General features: G+C 48.1%; 15 protein-coding genes. 8 read left to right on the top strand and 7 right to left on the bottom strand.

Annotated elements, in window-relative coordinates:
- Positions 1-29: 29 nt before the first annotated feature.
- On the bottom strand, positions 30-404 hold the full coding sequence (locus GJR95_RS42315) for a hypothetical protein (RefSeq protein ID WP_232540891.1): 375 nt from the start codon (positions 402-404) through the stop codon (positions 30-32).
- Positions 405-472: 68 nt separating this feature from the next.
- Positions 473-1,021 carry an RNA polymerase sigma factor gene (locus GJR95_RS28980; protein ID WP_174260241.1) on the bottom strand — a complete coding sequence of 183 codons (549 nt, stop codon included), beginning with the start codon at positions 1,019-1,021 and terminating at the stop codon, positions 473-475.
- A gap of 615 nt (positions 1,022-1,636) precedes the next feature.
- Between GJR95_RS28980 and GJR95_RS28975 the strand changes: the two genes are divergently transcribed.
- Together GJR95_RS28975 and GJR95_RS28970 are read left to right on the top strand one after the other, a co-directional pair.
- A complete protein-coding gene (locus GJR95_RS28975; RefSeq protein WP_232540890.1) occupies positions 1,637-3,868 on the top strand; it encodes a hypothetical protein in 2,232 nt (743 codons plus the stop codon).
- A gap of 63 nt (positions 3,869-3,931) precedes the next feature.
- A complete protein-coding gene (locus GJR95_RS28970) occupies positions 3,932-4,456 on the top strand; it encodes a YfiT family bacillithiol transferase (protein ID WP_162389179.1) in 525 nt (174 codons plus the stop codon).
- Between the two features lie 276 nt (positions 4,457-4,732).
- Here GJR95_RS28970 and GJR95_RS28965 read toward each other — a convergent pair whose 3' ends face one another.
- The 4 genes from GJR95_RS28965 to GJR95_RS28950 all read right to left on the bottom strand — a co-directional run bounded on the left by GJR95_RS28965 (position 4,733) and on the right by GJR95_RS28950 (position 8,252).
- Positions 4,733-5,623: a sugar phosphate isomerase/epimerase family protein gene (locus tag GJR95_RS28965; protein ID WP_162389178.1), complete on the bottom strand. Its 891-nt coding sequence runs from the start codon at positions 5,621-5,623 to the stop codon at positions 4,733-4,735.
- An 88-nt stretch (positions 5,624-5,711) separates the two neighbouring features.
- Complete coding sequence (locus GJR95_RS28960) at positions 5,712-6,488, bottom strand: SDR family oxidoreductase (RefSeq protein ID WP_162389177.1); 777 nt, start codon at positions 6,486-6,488, stop codon at positions 5,712-5,714.
- Positions 6,489-6,491: 3 nt separating this feature from the next.
- Entirely contained in the window at positions 6,492-7,517 is a 1,026-nt protein-coding gene (locus GJR95_RS28955) for a zinc-binding dehydrogenase (protein WP_162389176.1), read from the bottom strand.
- 30 nt (positions 7,518-7,547) lie between these two features.
- Positions 7,548-8,252 carry an orotidine 5'-phosphate decarboxylase / HUMPS family protein gene (locus GJR95_RS28950; RefSeq protein ID WP_162389175.1) on the bottom strand — a complete coding sequence of 235 codons (705 nt, stop codon included), beginning with the start codon at positions 8,250-8,252 and terminating at the stop codon, positions 7,548-7,550.
- Positions 8,253-8,504: 252 nt separating this feature from the next.
- On the opposite strand from GJR95_RS28950, the gene GJR95_RS28945 reads away from it, so the two are divergent.
- The 5 genes from GJR95_RS28945 to GJR95_RS28925 are packed head-to-tail and all read left to right on the top strand — an operon-like array spanning position 8,505 to position 14,908.
- Positions 8,505-9,329, top strand: a complete 825-nt coding sequence (locus GJR95_RS28945; RefSeq protein WP_162389174.1) for an HpcH/HpaI aldolase family protein — start codon at positions 8,505-8,507, stop codon at positions 9,327-9,329.
- 9 nt (positions 9,330-9,338) lie between these two features.
- Entirely contained in the window at positions 9,339-11,444 is a 2,106-nt protein-coding gene (locus GJR95_RS28940; RefSeq protein ID WP_162389173.1) for a hypothetical protein, read from the top strand.
- Positions 11,441-12,304: a glycerophosphodiester phosphodiesterase family protein gene (locus GJR95_RS28935; RefSeq protein ID WP_162389172.1), complete on the top strand. Its 864-nt coding sequence runs from the start codon at positions 11,441-11,443 to the stop codon at positions 12,302-12,304. The genes GJR95_RS28940 and GJR95_RS28935 overlap by 4 nt, the downstream gene beginning before the upstream one ends.
- 37 nt (positions 12,305-12,341) lie before the next feature.
- Positions 12,342-13,724: a purple acid phosphatase family protein gene (locus tag GJR95_RS28930; RefSeq protein WP_162389171.1), complete on the top strand. Its 1,383-nt coding sequence runs from the start codon at positions 12,342-12,344 to the stop codon at positions 13,722-13,724.
- Between the two features lie 35 nt (positions 13,725-13,759).
- Positions 13,760-14,908, top strand: coding sequence for an acyltransferase family protein (locus GJR95_RS28925; RefSeq protein WP_162389170.1), 1,149 nt, complete (start codon positions 13,760-13,762; stop codon positions 14,906-14,908).
- Positions 14,909-15,127: 219 nt separating this feature from the next.
- Here GJR95_RS28925 and GJR95_RS28920 read toward each other — a convergent pair whose 3' ends face one another.
- Positions 15,128-16,696 carry a S41 family peptidase gene (locus GJR95_RS28920; RefSeq protein WP_162389169.1) on the bottom strand — a complete coding sequence of 523 codons (1,569 nt, stop codon included), beginning with the start codon at positions 16,694-16,696 and terminating at the stop codon, positions 15,128-15,130.
- A 214-nt stretch (positions 16,697-16,910) separates the two neighbouring features.
- Here GJR95_RS28920 and GJR95_RS28915 point away from each other — a divergent pair, with 214 nt between their 5' ends.
- Positions 16,911-17,969 (top strand): DNA glycosylase AlkZ-like family protein, encoded by a 1,059-nt coding sequence (locus tag GJR95_RS28915; RefSeq protein WP_162389168.1) that lies wholly within the window; start codon positions 16,911-16,913, stop codon positions 17,967-17,969.
- Positions 17,970-18,032: the final 63 nt, after the last annotated feature.

Raw genomic sequence — 18,032 nt, 5'->3', positions numbered from 1 at the left:
ATGAGAGGTTCAAAAAAATCTACAGGATACTAGTCGTACATACTATTCAGGGAGTCAGGCAGAATGCCTTTGTTTCCTGAGGTTTGCTTATCAGACTCAGGCTGATGTTCGTTTTGCTTCAGCAGTTCATTGAAATACGTTTCCAGTACGTCAGAATAGGCCTGTATAGCTTCGTCGTTATGCAGGCCCGCCAGAAATGTGTCAAGTTCAGCACTTGACAGGTTGTTCTTGAGTAGTTGCTCAATTAGATAGCTGCTGTCATGATTTGACATTACACCACGTCCTTTAGCCGGTTTGCCTATAGTACTGGCAATAGCTGCTAAAGGACTATCTCTAAATGAGTTATTTTTTTGTGAAGGAACGGTGGTTAATAGATTCAGGGCTTTCGTCTGGATCCGTACCACACGTAGACATAACGTTGGGGTAAATGATGGTGCGGCTCCGGGCAAAAGCCCTGAACCTGAAACCGGCGCTAGGCAGGTAAGGCATAATCGAGCTTTTCCCGTAGGAGCTGCTTCGCCTTTACGAGCTGGTTTTTAACCGTATTTTTTGAAATTCTCAGGAGCTCAGCTATTTCCTGATAAGATTTGCCCCCCTCTATATTCAGGAGTAAGATCATTTTTCGCTTTTCGGAGAGGGAATTGATCGCCGTCTGAAGCGATTTAAACCGATTTTCCTGATCGTCAATTTCTTCATCGTGGGCGCTTTCCATGCGTTCCATATAACGCTGTTTGAGAAGCTGGCTTTTTTCAACCTGCTTCAGGTAATCGAAAGCCATGTTTCTCAGACAGGTAAATAAGTAGGAACTGAAATTCAGGTCCGGGTTTATAGATGCCCGGCGTTCCCAGATTTTTATGAATACATCATGCACCATATTCTCGGCTTCTTCCTGATCTTTCAGCAGGTAAAGACAGAATTTAAGGGCGGGCGTCCGATAATGACGATATAGTTTCGCAAAAGCGGCCTGATCACCCTGAATGACGTTGCAGAGAATGCTTTCAAGTGAGTAGTTAATGGTCATATAGAGGACGAGTAAGGTGGGAAATCAAGAGAAACAGGTCGGAACGAATGTCAGGTAAAACGGTTTAGAGGAAGGTCAATTTGTCTTTCTGGCGTTCTGCTATTTATAGTTCTGGTCAAAACCATTTAAAAATCATCGAAATTGAATGGTTTGTAGAATTTTTAGTAGTTATTTAAGTTGAATGTCCAAATAATATTTGGCAAAGTTCATCCAAAGGATATGTTGTTATTTAATAACAAATCCTTCATATTATCTTAATAAAGCCTTCTCAATCCAAATAAAATTTGGATTTTCGCCATATCTGGAACAAATATAGAGCATGCTATTTTAATTAATTTTCGCACTTTGCGTAAAATAACCTTCAATTTGCGCAAGAAGGTGTAGATTTTATAACTGGGTAATATGAACAGTGTCCAAAAACGTTTTTTCCTAATAATCAGCGGCTTGTATAACCTTTAAATTAATATTGACAAATGCGGTCAATCCTGGTTTTTCGTGGGAACTACCAAAAATTTGGCTTTCGATTAATAGCCTAATACGACCGCCTGACAGTATAACAAGTGAAGCCTGCCTGGTTCGTGTGCTTAATCAGCTTGACTTGTCCATTACAGTATTATGCAAAAACTCTGTTTACTCGCTGGTTTAGTTACCTGCTTTGTTTTCTTGGCCGCCAATGACCAGATACTAGCTCAGTCGGCCTATTCCGACAAGCCTTATGATCAACCGTATAGTGTTAAATACTATCTGAGGAAAACAGATGGCGGCCTCCTGGGGGCAGGCTTTGACCGAAATGGTATAACTCAGGTGCTCTCGTCCGAAGGGTTACTGCATCCTTCTGCCGGTTATTTCCTGTCGCCCGGCACCTTACAGCCTGATCGTACATATCGCCCGGTGAAAGACATGAAGCTGGCTGCTATTGGTACGTATGAGCAGCAACTGGTCTACCTCGATAATCGAGCCGTAGTAAGTAATGCCTGGGCCGGAAAATTGTTTGCTGAACACCAGCTTCCACAGGCACGGCTGTTTGTTGGAGGAACTGACTTTACGTTTCTTGTTTCCGATGGTAAAGCGATCCATCTGGTTAAGGAATCGGGTGTTTTGTGGAAAGGTGCCATACCCGATGATGAGGTGATTGGTATTCGGTATCAGCCAGCAGCTAACCTGTTCTGGGTGCTGGGTAAAAAAACACTGTCTACACTCTCGGGTCGGGAGCACAAACTGACGAAAGTGTTTGATGGCTCAAACTTCACATCGTTTGAACTGGCCAGCAAAAGCCAGAAAGTAGTAATCGGTACGACCGACGGTTATATTGAATTTGACCCTGTGAGCAAAAAACAACTGGGCTCGATTCATAAGAAATTACCCTGGACCGACATTACGACCGTGGCCGACGTAAATGGGAAGCTCTGGTTTGGCTCGACGAAAGGTGCTTTCTCACTCCGGCCTGATGGTAAATACGACTATTACAATGGCGAACGCTGGTTGCCCGGCGACGAGGTAACCGCGATTGCTGCTGGTCCCACTAATACGGTGCTCGTGCTAACCACGGCTGGCCTGGCCGAAATCGTCACGAAGCCCATGACGCTTCATGAAAAAGCGCTGTTCTATGAAGATCAGGTTCGGAGTCGGCATATGCGCAATGGATTTAATGCGTCATTGGATGGTATGGAAAAAGGTGACCTGTCTACTGGCTACCTGGCCGATTCTGACAACGACGGTTTATGGACATCGATGTACCTGGCGGGTGAGGTGTTTCGCTACGCGGTTACGAAAGACAAAGACGCCCTACAAAACTGCCGGGAGTCGCTCGATGCCATGGAGCGGCTGTATACGATCAATCCCGTACCGGGTTTTCCGGCGCGGTCGTTTGAGCGGGCGGGTTATATTGCCAAACTTAGTGACCCCGAACGCTGGCAACATTCGCCCCAACCGGGTTGGGACTGGAAATCGACAACCAGCAGCGATGAAGTGATTGGGCATGTTTTTGCGTTCGGAGCAATGGCCGAATTAGTGGATGATAAAAACCTGCAACGTCGGGCCATTACGCTCATCGATACGCTCATGAGTCATATTATCAGCCACGATATGTATCTGATCGATTTTGATGGTAAGCCCACCATGTGGGGGAAATGGAATCCGGACTACGTGAATGCCTTTCCGATAAACGTGGGCGACCGGAAACTGAATTCTTCGAATATTGTGGCCATGCTTCAGACTGCGTACCAGTTCACCAAAAAGGAAAAATATAAAAAGAAGGCTGTTGAACTGATGCAAAAACACGGCTATCTGGAAAACCTGATGCGTCCCATGAGCATCATTGGTAAAGCGCCGGAAGATGCCGATGAACACAGCAAGCACATGTCGGACGGCTGGAACCATTCCGATGATGAGATGTACTTTGTGGGGTATTGGGGCCTGTATCGGTACGCACTCAATGATACGCTCAAGGCTAAGTTCAAAAAAGCCATCATCGATCACTGGGAAATTGAGCGCCCCGAAAAAGAAGGAGCGTGGAATATTTTTACCGCCCTTACCGGTACCAAAACGTTTGACCTGGATGAATCCGTCTGGTATCTACGCGAATTTCCGCTTGACCTCATCGACTGGGAGATCCGAAACAGCCACCGCAAGGACATCGAGCTGCTGCCTGACAATTTTCGGAAGCAAACGACCAAAGAGGTATTATCGCCCGGTGAACGCCCGATTCAGCGGCACAATGGTAATACGTTTACACTGGACCGTAACCGGGGGAATGGCAAATCGGAGCACAGTGCGGGCGACATCTGGCTGTTACCCTACTGGATGGGTCGGTATCTGGGCGTGATTAGTGCCCCCGTCGGGAAGTAAGGAATCCTATGAGTCATCAAGAAGGGAATTGTCTAACTTGCAAGCGTAATTCTTTTGGAATACATGGACAATCGTAAATACCCCATTGGGCCCTTTGTCATACAGGAAACGTATTCGTCAGACGAGTTAGCGCAGATTATTCATCGTATTGAAACGATCCCTGCGGAATATCGGCGGCTCGTGGAGAATTTATCGCCCGACGATCTGGCCAAAACGTATCGGGAGGGTAGTTGGACCGTACAGCAACTGGTTCACCATGTTGCTGATATTCAGTTGCTACACTACCTACGGATGAAGAAAGCCCTTACCGAGCCCGACTATTCGGAAGCGACCATGATCGATATGAATGCCTGGGCTGGAACAGCTGACGCGACAACGGCCCCGGTCGACGATTCTCTGCTTTTGTTCGAAGGTGTCCATCGGCGCTATGCTTATTTAGCCAGGTCGCTCGATGAGAAAGCATTAGCTATTCGTTATAGTCATCCCGTTCGGAAAATAGATTTTACTCAGGCACAGGCATTAGCTATATCGATCTGGCATGCTGAACACCATTTAGCGCATATTAAGCTGGCCTTATCGACGATTTAGGGTAAAGGTTATACTTCGCTACTGCTGCCAGCCAGAATACTTTCGGCAAAAGGCGCGTTGAAAACGGGCCCTTCGCAAACTCAGGTAAAAACCCGTGCCACGGTTATTTTTGAGCGTCATATTAACCGTGGCACGGGTTTTTACCTGAGTTTGCGAAAAGTCTGGAAAATTTAAACCGATCTCACAACGATTAGGCTTTTCGCTTAGAAGCGTGCCACGCATCACTAGTAACCGTGCCACGCTTCTAAGCGAAAAGTCCTAACTGAGCAAAAACCATCAGCTCTCAGGCCAGTATTGGGCCATTTTTTTGCGTAGGAAAGCGACACTACGCTCCAGCTGTGCCATGCCGTCGACACCGTCTTCAATGCTGATCCAGCCATCGAAACCCACCCGTTTCAACTCGGTGAATATGGCGTCATAATCGTTGAGTCCCTTGCCAATTTCGCCGTGGCTGAGTCGTTTGGCATAGCCAGCAGCACCACCGTCTTCGCGACGAAGATCTTCGATGGTACCTTCGAGCAGATACCGGTCACTGGCGTGCATGGTCACTACGCGATGCGACACCCGATACAGTAGCTCCAACGGATCTTCACCGGCGAGGTACGTATTACTTGGATCATAATTGACGCCAAAATTCGGGTGATCGATGCGGTCTACGAGCTTGCAGAACACATCCATTTTCTGGGCAAATTCGGGGTATGTCCAAAAATCGTCTTTATAGTGATTTTCAATGATTAGTGTAATGCCGCGTTCCTGCGCGTAGGGCAGGCAAGCGTCAATGCATTCGGCCGCGAGAGAAATTCCCTCTTCAATCGACAATTCGGGTCGCCGTTGTCCGGATAAAACCCGGCAGTAGGAGCCACCCAATACGTATGTCATATCAATCCATCGCTTCTGCTTTACAATTTCGTTGGCGCGGAAGTCGGCATCGGGGTGCGTAAAATCCGGGGAGCAGCACATCATCGGAATCACTTTTCCATGCGCTTCAACCTGCTGACGAAACAGTGGCCAGTTTGCTTCATTTTCCATTTCCAGAAATCCGGCATACCATTCCAGTCCATCAATATCGAGTTTGGTCGCCAGCTCGATCCATTCGGAAACACGCATTGTTCCGTCCTTGCAGAGCTGCTGCATAAACGCTTTGGGGAAAGCTGCTAATTGAGGCATAGTTGTTTCATGATCAATGTATGGAGTCTTACAGATTACGTTTCATGATGGCAGGGAAGATGTTTGCTGCCACGAACCGTACTAATTATTAATTCTTCGCCGGATTTCGGCCGATAAAAGGATACTGCTCCAGGTCAACGATCTGGCCGCTAACGGGGCCGCTTTCGTCACCTAACCAGTATACGGCCGCGGCTGCAATTTCGTCGGGCCACAGAATACGGCCAGCGGGGGCAAATTCTGCTGGGAGATGTTGATACCAGTCGTCGGGAAGGCCCTGCTGGTGTTTTCGCTGGATTTCCCGTTCTGTGAGCACCCAACCCGGATTGAGCTGATTGACACGTACGCCCGCTTCCCGATGCAATGTATCGCCAAGGTTACGGGTCAGGGTGACCAACGCACCTTTTGAGACACTATAGGCCATTAGGTTTGGTTCGCCACACCAGGCATTGAGCGATCCAATGTTCAGTACGCAGCCCCGCCATTGTTGCAGATAGGGCAAGGCTACTTTGATCAACGCAAAAGGCGCCAGGGTATTCACTTCCATGATCTGGCGGAAGAGCGCCAGATCCGTTGTCTGGGTGTTTGACGAAACGACCATCGCGGCATTGTTGACCACCGCATCCAGCCGACCAAACGTTTTCAGGGCAAGGTCTACCAGGTGTTGCGGGGTGTTGTCGGCGGTAATTTCTTCAATGTGCAATACTGCCTTATCATGCCCCAGTGTAGCGACAATGGCTTCTCCCAGTTCCCGTTCCAGTCCATGAATAACAACCCGTGCCCCTTCGGCAACGCACCGACTGGCAATAGCTTTTCCGATGCCGGTGCAACTGCCGGTTATGATGATGACTTTATGTTGGAGCCGCATGGATTACACCGGTTTGAGTACGCTTTTCACCACGTCGCCCCGGTGCATTTTTTCAAAGGCCTCGTGCCATTCGGTAATCGGCCATACGCCCCCAATAATGGGTTTTACGTCCAGTTGCCCATTGGCAAGCAACGCGATGACTCGCTCCCAGATCGGCCAGTTATGGCTGAAACTTCCCTGAAGTGTAACGTTTTTTTGTACCAATGGATCGAGCGAGAAACCAAGTGGCTGCGGACCCCAGCCAACTTTAGTGATATGGCCATTGGGTCGAACCAGTTGCATCGCTAGTTTCAGAGTAATGCTCGTACCGGCTGCGTCAATGATGCAATCGGCCCCAAGTCCATCCGCCTTTTGTGCCCATTCGGTTGCATCGCCAATGATGGCTTCGCAGCCGTAGTGTTTCCCAATGGCCAGTCGATGCTGGTCGGCCGCTAATCCGACAAGGGCGACTTCGGCTCCACAGAGCCGGGCCATGGCCGCACACAAAATACCGATGGTGCCCGGTCCCAGAACAATAACCCGGTCGCCAGGTTTTATACGGCTATTTTCTACTACGGCATTGAAGGCTACGCAGCAGGGTTCGGTCAGACAAGCCTGTTCGAAAGCAAGCTGGTCAGGAACATGATGCAGGCAGCGGGCCGGCACGCGCACAAACCGTGTCATGGCCCCATTGACACCATACCCAAAACCTTTACGCGTTGGGTCGAGGTTGTAGAGCCCGCGACGGGTCATTGGGTTGTTGGTATCGATGACGGCAGCCGTTTCGCTCACCACGCGGTCGCCTTCGTGCCAGCCCGTAACCCGATTCCCCAGTTCAACAATATGACCGCCAAATTCATGACCAAGAACCACGGGGTAATTGACGGGCCAGCTATGGTCGGCAGTCCACTGATGTAGATCGCTCCCGCAAACCCCAACATTGGCAACTTCCAGCAATACATCGTCTTCGCCAATGGCGGGCCGGTCAAGTTCGCGAATGGCAACGGAGCCTTTCTCCGGCGCATAATTAACAACCGCAGCAGATTTCATAACATAAAGAAAATGAGGAGTAATACGCAATCAGTTTGCCATTGGCACATCGCCATAAGCGTGAATTTTTTGACAGATTAACCGCAATGACGCTTCCAGATTGCCGTCAGCTGTTTTGAACGCATCCGCATCAATGGTCAGCGGTGCACCGAGCACAACCAGTGGAGCGCCATATTCCGGACAGCGGATTGCCTGTTCCAGACTGAGCCCCCCGACGGCCTGGACAGGTACCCGAACGGCCTGAACAACCTCGCGAAGCTGATCCAGCGGGCTGGGCATCCGGTGGCCCCGCGCGGCAATGCCCCGTCGTTCGTCGTATCCAATGTGATGAATAACGTAATCGCAGCCCAGGTCTTCGAGCCATTTGGCTCCTTCAACCATATCTGGACATACCATATTGTCGCCCATGACTTTAACGCCAAAATCATGCCCGGCTTTCACGACGCACCGGATCGTTTCGGCGTGCGCCCGTGCCATAACCACCACGTGCGTAGCACCGGCTTTGGCCATCATTTCGGCTTCGAGATAGCCGCCATCCATCGTTTTGAGGTCGGCTACAATGGGTACATTCGGGAAGGCCTCGCGTAATTTGCGTACACCATGCAGACCTTCGGCCAGGATCAAAGGCGTGCCAGCTTCCAGCCAGTCGACACCCGCCCGCATCGCTAATTCGGCCGTTTCGAGCGCTTCGTCGATGTTGGTGAGATCCAGTGAAATTTGAACAATGGGTTTCATCTAAAAATAAAAGAACAAAAGAGTGAACCGGAGCGCCGGACCATAGCCAACAAGTGCTGTTCAGGTTGGGAGAGATCACAGATGTAATGCTCCCTGCCTGCAACTAAGAATCCACAAGAAATAACAACACTTCGGGATATAGTACTACGTTAATGCTTGTTCAGGCTATCGATTGATTGAAAAAAATCGCAGCACCAGTAGCCTGAACCGCCCTGAAAACAGTAGTATGACTAGTCTGTAATCGCTAGTCAAATGAATGGTTCAACCAGCGCGAGCCTCCTCCAAAAGCTTAAAAACGGTCAAAACGTCTACGGAACCTGTATTACGTCGACAGCGCCGATGTGGCCGAAAGCCGTCAGTCAGATCGGTCTTGACTTCGTTTTTTTAGATACCGAACACATTCCGCTGGATCGGGCAGAACTGGCCAGGCTGTGCCAGCAATTTCGAACTTACGGCATTACGCCCATTGTCAGGATACCGAGCCCCGATCCTTTTCGAGCCTGTCAGGTCATTGATGGCGGGGCGCTTGGGGTAGTGGCTCCTTATCTCGAATCGGTAGAGCAGGTTCGGGAATTGGTGGGCGCTACCAAATACCGACCATTAAAAGGTGAACGATTGGCGAATGTCCTAAGCGGCAACGAAACGTTGTCGGCAGAAATGGAAGCGTACATCACGGCCTATAATGCCGATCATATCTGCATCGCCAACATCGAAAGTGTACCTGCCCTGAATCGGCTCGATGAGCTGTTATCGGTGCCGGGTCTCGATGCCGTGTTTATTGGTCCTCATGATTTGTCGGTAAGTCTGGGACTGCCGGAACAGTACGATCACCCTGATTTTGAAGCGGCAGTACGTGCCATTATTCACAAAACCCGCCAAAAGGGATTGGCCATCGGCATTCATTTTTCGCTGGAACCCGAGCGGCAGATCAAGTGGATAAACGAAGGCGCCAATATCGTTGTGCATAGTTTCGACATCGCTCTCTTCAGTCAACGCCTTCGTCATGATCTGCACATTATCAAAGAAGCCGTTGGCGACGACCAGAAGCCGGAGCAGGCTACTTCACTGATTATTTAATGCGATTCGATGGCCATTTCTACAATAACTCAATCACCCATCCGGCGATTTAACTCTGTATTGCTGTGCGGTATGGCCCTGTCGATTGGTTGGGGAATCCGGGGAAATTTCGGGCATGAGTACGGGGCTGCTTTTGCGGGCTGTCTGGCGGCTATCGTGATTGCCTTGTTGTCTGGCCGGGCCGACTGGCGAGCGCGTGTCCTTTACTTTGCTTTTTTCGGAGCTATCGGCTGGGGCTTTGGCGGCTCTATTTCCTACATGCAGGTTATTTCCTACACTCAAAGTGGGCATGGCCTCTCGCAATGGTACGGTTATGTCGGCCTGTTTTACATCGGGTTTTTGTGGGCAGCGCTTGGCGGAGCCGGAACGGCACTGGCGGCTGTGGCCGAGCAGAAACGTCTGATTCAACTATTCAAGCCGATTCTTGTTCTGTTTGGCGTTTGGTTTATTCAGGATTTGGTCGAAGATCCTCTTGTTGACTGGATTCAATCGGACATTGCCTTTGATCATACCTGGTCGCGGCACAAAAGCCCGCTCTATTGGCTCGATGCCGATTATCTGGCTGCCCTGTTCGCTTTGCTGGCAATGGCTTTGTATGACTTAGTCGATCGAAACGAAAGAAATCGATTGCTTTTGCCCATTTTCGGAGCAATGGGCGCTGTATTGGGCTGGGGAATTCAGGCTCTATTGAAAGGATTGGGGCTGGATCAAAAACTGGCCTCCTCTCTAACGTATCCGCTGGGCGACCCAACCTACATAAACCCCGAAACGGGAACAGTAGCGTTTGATCCGCATAATTTTCTCAATAACTGGCCTCAATGGTTTGGCGATTATCCGCAGCATATCGGCTGGGTTATTGGCCTGTTGCTTGGGCTGATTGTCTATTTCAGTCGTTTTGGCAAGTTCCGCGATGGGGCCTCGCTCATTGTATACATGGCCGCTGGCTGGTTGCTCTTTTTTTTAGCCTTTCCGGTGCTGGGCAGTGTATTTTTTGCAAACGCTGGCGGACTCCGAATGACGCCACCCCGCAGCGACGATTGGGCGGGTATTACCGGTGTTTTCATCGGGGCAGTGCTTTGGTTCCGGCAGAATAAGCTGCTCCCGGTTGCGGTGGCGTCTATCCTTAGTGGCACCATTGGTGGGCTGGGCTTTTCGGGAATTCAATGGGTAAAACAACTGCTGATGATTCCCGGCAATCCACGGATTCTGAGCGGGAAAGGATTCTTGCCCGAAACCGACGAATTTAAAACCATTACCGACAATTGGGCCGACTGGCAGCATCAAAACTGGCATAGCTTTCTGGAGCAGAGTTACGGATTCGTCAACGGTGTAGCTATCGTTGTGGCGCTGGGCTTTCTGGCGACCCGAATTCCGGTGCATGTCGATCAGCATGAATCGGCATCAACCGGCAGGAAATGGACGCTGGGTGTCGCTTCCGTTTTTGTCTGGCTGGCTATTCCGTATGTTAACCTTGTCAAGAACGTCGAGGAATGGGGAAAACAATTGAATCCAGCTGTATGGACGCGGGTAGTTGATCATCAGGAAACGTCAGCCGCTTTATGGGACGTACCTTATTTGGGCCGATTGCCGGGAATCGACTTCCTGCACATGACTCCTACCTGGTGGTTTAACGTAACCTGGCTTTTGCTGCTTCTCGTGTTTATCCTGCTTATACGGAGACAAGCCAGAGAACCACTATCCATTATTTCAATGTCCTGGCTGGGTAGAGGGCAGCTGATTTTTCTGGTGTTGCTCTGGACAATGGTCGTTGGGAATTTTGAACGAGCCCTGGTCGACTGGAGCCCCCAACGCTTGTTAACGGAGTGGGTCATTACGGTCAATGCCATCCTGGCGACGCTGCTTGTGCTGACGGTACCGCGCGAACGGGAAGAATTCGCTATTCATCTGCCGGAATCCTTTAGCTTGTTTTACCGGCAAGCCTGGATGCGGGCGGCCCTGGCTGTAGCGATTTCAGGCGTATTGTTCCTCGTAACAAATCGACTGGTCTATAACTACCCGGCCAATGAAAAGCCGAGCAATGCCATTCATACGCGATTCGGTCTGGAGGCCGATTGGCGGGCAAAACCTAACTTGAAAAACGCTCTGCATAAATGAATCGAGCTTTGAAAAATCTGAGAAGTGGCTTCATAATCTGGTGCCTGATTGTTCGAAATTCAGCTTACGGTCAATCGCCTGATTCAGTTGCCTATTACCGTACGGCATTGGCAGCGCAGCAAAAAATAGGTGTTTCAGCGCATAGAGGATCGTCGGAAATAGCGCCTGAAAATACGCTGGCTACCTTTCGGGCAGTTTTACAAATGCAGGTCGATTACATTGAGATCGATGTCCGAACAACGAAAGACGGCCAGCTGGTCATTTTGCATGATGGCACACTGAACAGAACGACTACGGGCACTGGCCCCGTAAAAGACCAGACGCTGGCTGAACTGAAAAAACTATCGGCGGCTAAAGGATATGGTGATCAATTCCAGAAGGAACAGATTCCAACGTTGGATGAGGTTGGAGAATTGCTTGCCGACTGGAACGCTCACCATCCGTCGAAAACAAATCTCTACGTCGATTGCAAAGACGTATTGCCGGAGCCATTGGTGAAAACCCTGACAAACCATGGATTATTGAGTGATGCTGTTTTTTACGGTTCCGACGAAACCCTGTTGGCTTTACAAAAAGTGGCGCCGACTGCGAAGCTGATGCCTGGACTGAAAAAAGCAGAGGCAATGGCCGACAAAATAAGCAAACTTCACCCGTATGCTTTTGATGTGAGCTGGCCAGCCCTTACTGAATCGCTGGTTGATCAAATTCATGGTCAGAAAATTAAAGTATTCTCTGACCTATTGGATTTTTATGATTTACCCAGTCAATATACCAAAGCAGCCCGACTCGGTATCGATGTTATTCAAACAGACCATGTGCTAAAGGTATACCGGACACTGGCTGTAAAAATGGTGAAATAACCTCGCCCTCTAAATAAGCTCAATAGAGCATCGTTTCATGATACGTAATTTTCTGACTTTTCTCCTTGTATTGACCGTTGCTTCATCCTGGGCACAAATTCACAAAGATTATCTGCCTACAGTCTATCCTGACCGGCTTATTCTGGGTTGGCAGGGAAATCCGGCTACGTCGCAATCGGTCAACTGGCGTACCGACTCGACCGTTAGTAACGCTGTGGGAGCGATTGCCGAAGCCGACCCATCGCCCGATTTTGTCAGCAAGGCTACCCTTGTTCCGGCCATAACGGAACGGGTTGTGCTCAATGGGAAATCAGTGCTCTATCATTCCGTTCATTTTAACAATCTGAAACCAGACACTAAATACAGTTATTGCGTTGGCAACGGTACATATTGGAGCGAGTGGTTTCAGTTTAAAACAGCGCAGGACCGTTCGGCCCCGTTTTCGTTTCTGTATTTCGGCGATGCCCAGAACGATATTCGGTCGCTTTGGTCGCGAGCCATTCGCGGAGCTTATTCAACGTTGCCAACCGTAAATCTGATGATTCATGCGGGCGATTTGATCACTACATCCAACGCCGACTGGCAATGGGCCGAATGGTTCGAAGCGGGCGGCTGGATCAATGGGATGGTGCCAACACTGGCGACGCCGGGCAATCACGAATATTTTAAGGATGAACAGGGGAAATCACGTGTATCGAGACATTGGCGTCCCTCGTTTGTACTGCCCGAAAATGGGCCCAAAGGATTGGAGGAAACCGCTTACTTTTTTGATTATCAGGGCACACGCTTTGTTTCGTTAAATTCACAGGCTGCGTTGCTCGATTCAATCATACTAACTACGCAGGCTGACTGGCTCGTGCAGGTGTTGAGCAATAACCCCAATCGCTGGACGGTGGTTGTTCACCATCATCCGATCTATTCGACGAAACAGGGTCGCGATAACGACGAATGGCGCGTGAAGATGGAGCCGATCTACAAAAAATACGGTGTCGATCTGGTGTTGCAAGGGCATGATCATACCTATGGTCGTGGTTTAAACATGCCGTTGGGAAAGAGCCGTAAACATCCCGATGGGCCTATTTATGTGGTATCGGTGAGTGGCCCTAAAATGTATGATATCGGTCTACAGAACTGGATGGATCGGGCGGGGTCAAACACACAACTGTATCAAACCATCTCGATTGACGGCGATAAGTTATCATATCAATCCTATACCGTAACGGGCGAGAAATACGATTCGTTTGCGTTAATCAAAAGCAATAAAGGCCAGAATACGCTCGTCGATCAGGCACCTGCGCTATCCCCCGAACGACTCGAATTACCGGCGGAGTATCAGAAACGGTTTAAACCTCAGGAAATGGATGAATATCGAAACCGTTTTCAGGAATACAAGGCCCGTAAACAGGCAAAAAAAGATTAATTTGCCAAGCTCTCCTACTTTTTTTGCCCAACTCTATGCAAACAAGTACCTCAAATTTACCAGAACCAGCCATTGCCCAGCCCGCGCCCGTTAAGCGGCTTCTCTCGCTCGATACACTACGAGGTTTCGATATGTTCTGGATTATGGGCGGTGAAGAAGTCTTTCATGCACTGGCCAAAACCACCGGATGGGCGTGGGCTGTTCTCCTTGCCGACCAGTTTACCCACCCCGACTGGAATGGCTTTCGGGCTTATGACCTGATTTTTCCGCTGTTTGTATTTATGGCGGGCGTTTCAACTCCTTTTTCGATAGGATCGCGGCTGGATAAGGGTGCTGATAAAGCACAGATTGCCCGCAAGGTTATCAGCCGGGGGCTTATTCTGGTTGTGCTCGGTGTCATTTACAACAATGGTCTATTCGTAAAAGCCTTTGTTGATACCCGTTTTCCAAGCGTTCTGGGGCGTATTGGGCTGGCAGGGATGTTTGCCCAGTTGATCTACCTGTATGCCCGACCGCGCACGCAATACATCTGGTTTGCGGGAATCCTGTTGGGTTACTGGGCCGCAATGATGCTGATACCGGTGCCGGGTTGCGGAGCGGGTGTGTTAACGATGGAATGCAATCTTGCCAGTTACATCGATCGTCAGGTAGTACCCGGCCATTTGTACAAAACGATCCATGATCCGGAGGGGTTGTTTTCTACGATTCCGGCAATCGGCAATGCACTGCTTGGCATTTTTGCCGGTACATTCCTGCGTACTCCGGGCAAAACGGGTAATCAGAAAGCAGTGCAACTGCTTGGTGCAGGAGCGCTTTTTGTTCTGCTCGGCTGGCTTTGGAATTTCAATTTCCCCATCAACAAAAACCTCTGGACCAGTTCGTTTATGCTGGTTACCGGTGGCCTGAGCCTGACCTTACTGGCTGTATTTTATTGGATTATCGACGTAAAAGACAGAAAAGGGTGGACGTTTTTCTTTACCATTATCGGTATGAATTCCATCCTGATTTATCTGGCTGGTGAGTTCATTGACTTCGAATATGCCGCTCACTTTTTCTTTGGTGGATTACTCAAACTGTCTTCCTCTGAAGTTGTCCGGGCCGTTGGCGGTGTTTTAGCTTTTTTAGCCGTCAAGTGGGTGTTTCTCTATTTTCTGTATAAGAAGAAGACATTCCTGCGGGTTTAAGCAAATCGATTTATGACGCCAGTTTATTCTTTTAAGATTTTCGGAAAACAGGCTTAGTTGTAAGCTTGCCCGATGCGACTTTGAAACCAGAGCACATAAATTTTTTAGTTCCTGGCAACATAAATTATCGATTGATTTCCAAGATTACTGATCGGTAAAAGTTGATAAACAGTACCTTCATCAGCTTAAAGTTTGATAAAAAAGGTGCTGTTTATCAATTTATTTTTTTCCTGCTTTAATTAACCTTATTGCAAAGTTTAGCTCAGTATCCTCTTTTTTTGCTAAGTCTTCCTGAGTGGACACAATTGGATAATCCGGAATGATTCCTCTGCCGGTTGTATGGGAAAATCCATTAAGGTTTACGACTCTTCTTATAAAAGGAATATCTGCTCTAATTTTGGTATTAGGAAGAAAAATATCCATTCCTGCACCTGAAATAGGGCCTGCCATATCACCACCGCTTTCCTCGCCAATAAAAACGGCATCTTTCCTGTTTACTCGAATAAGGGTTGCGAAAATAGAGGCTGCTGAACCTGTTGCTCCATTGAGAAGCACATATACTTTGTTGGTATAGGGTGTAGCGCTTGGCTGCATAGGCCTCGACCATGTTTCTGATTTAGCCTGAGGATTACTTCTGAACGTATTTTGTGTTGTTCTGATAAATAAAGAATCGGAAAATTGGGTCATTCCTGTTGAATCTCGCAGGTATTTCTTGAAATCAGGAAACCTATAATTTAAACATTCATGATAGTCGTAAGGCCTATATGGACCACTAAATAGGTATTGAAGCAACTCCATGCCAATCGCCAAATTACCGCCTTCATTTCCCCGAAGGTCAATAATAAGGTTTTGAATGTTATTGTCTTTTATGTATTTGAAGTTATTTCGGTATTCTGTCGAATAGCTTAAATTATATTTTCCCCAGATCCCGGTATGGAAACTAGATAGGCGAAAATAGGCTGTATTTAAGTCCAGTAACTTGAATTCTAGTGGATTCTCATTTCTTTTTTTACGATCATTAATTGATGAATATCTCCTCCAATAGTAATTGTAAATTTTCTGAGAGGTAAGCGCTGAAATTTTAACCTCCTGCTTTAGTGAACTATTCGGTTTTTGAATGATAAGATTAAATGTGTCTGGACGGCCAATAAAAATAGCATAATGAACCATGAAACGGTTGTAGGTCTGCTGAAGTGAAAACTGTTCAAGATTTCTATACCTGAAACTATCGATAAACCCATTCGTATGAATAGTAGGCAAAAGTGTTTTTATTATTTGCAAACCTGTTCTATCATTAATCGATAAAATTTCTGTTCCGTCTGGAATCGAACTATCATCGCTTAAATTATTGTCGACAAATAGCCGATTATTGACGATTTTAATAAAGAACGGAAATAACTTGGCTTTTGATGGAACTGGCGATCCTGAATAAATAGTCTGTCCTATTTCATTTTTCCAATAATCACTTGACGGCAAGGCAAATGTATGCTCATCACGAATAGTCGTCATCACTCGATTGACAATTTTATAAAAATCAATTTCTGTCATAGGATGATTTAGTTGATTAAAGCTACTATCGAGGAAGATATCCATTGTCTTTTTATCAGTGTACCGATAAAGGCCAATGTGTGCTTTTTCAAGTACTTCCCTCAGAACTTTAAAATCTTCCTGCAAAGCAGGTACATCGAATAATTTGTTTGAGTCGTAATTTGACAGCTGTCCAAATGATGGATGAATGAATGCTAGTAAGAAAGCTATGGGGAAATATAAAATTATCTGACTTTTCATTTTGATCTCATTATATGCCTATATAGATATTACATCGTAAAAATATAAAATAGGGAAGATAGCTTCTTTACATGCGCAACTGGAATCGCCCATTGTAGACAGTTCAGTGCCAATAGTTACGATGTATATCACCTCGCTTTGTACTAAAATCAACTTTTATTCTGGAAACAGGTAGTTTTGCTGAACAACTCTATCCGAAAACATCAGCCAGATTATGGAGTCGACGCTGAAAGACTTACGGCAGCACGCCATATCGGTATCGCTTTTCAAACCTACTTCGCTTAGCCGGGCTGTTGAACGACTTGGCTTTGTCCAGGCCGATCCGATCCGGTCGCCAGCGCGGGCTCAGGATCTTATCCTGCGTCACCGCGTAGAGAACTACAGAGCTGGCTATCTTGAACAGCACTATCCCGCGCTGGATTTAGAAGAAGATTTTCTCTATGCGTATGGCTTTATGCCTCAGTCAACGTGGCAGTTGCTACACCCTCGACGCGAAAGAGAGCTCAGTCCTGATGAACAACGGGTGCTTGTTATTGTCGCAAACAATAAACGAATTCATCCGCGCGAACTGGAAGCTTATCTAGGCGCTGGACGTGAGCGCAATGACTGGGGTGGCTACTCGAAAGCGACTACCCGAACCCTGCAATCACTGCACTACCACGGTTTCCTGCGGGTAGCCGAGCGGGAGAATGGAATTCGTTTGTATGAGTTGGCGGCCCGGACGCACGAGCCAGCAGCGCCCGACGAACGCTTACGCCAGCTTGTCTTACTGATTGCATCCATTCTTGGCCCTTTGTCGGATCGCAGTCTCCGCGCTGTGGTACAGCATTTAGCCCATGCCGCGCCAACACTGGAGGGAAGGCGATCCATTGTTACACAGCTCATCGAAACCAGCGAGTTAGCTCATGCTGTTGTCGATCAAGTTCGGTATGTCTGGCCTGCTTCGGATCAGATTGAGGCCAGCCAAAATGAGACTGTACGCTTTCTGGCTCCTTTCGATCCGCTCGTTTGGGATCGAAAACGGTTTGAGCATTTTTGGAATTGGTCCTACCGATTTGAGGCTTACACGCCTGCTGCCAAACGGCAACTGGGTTATTATGCGATGCCGATGCTCTGGCGAGACGACATAATCGGGTGGGTTACGATCTCGAATCAAAAGGGAAATCTGGTTGTTGAACCCGGATTCAAAAAAGACATATCAACCGACCTGAATTTTGACAACGAATTTGAGGCCGAGGTGGAGCGATTTCGCCTGTTTCTTCAAAAGCGGTAGCCCGCCAAGCTGTCGTCGTCAGTGGATTGCATAGCAGCCAAATATGCTAATAGCATTATCCGC

The sequence above is a fragment of the Spirosoma endbachense genome (genome assembly GCF_010233585.1).
In the GTDB taxonomy this organism is placed as follows: domain Bacteria; phylum Bacteroidota; class Bacteroidia; order Cytophagales; family Spirosomataceae; genus Spirosoma; species Spirosoma endbachense.
Note: the sequence above shows the minus strand (reverse complement) of the source record. Positions and strands in the feature narration are given on the sequence as shown.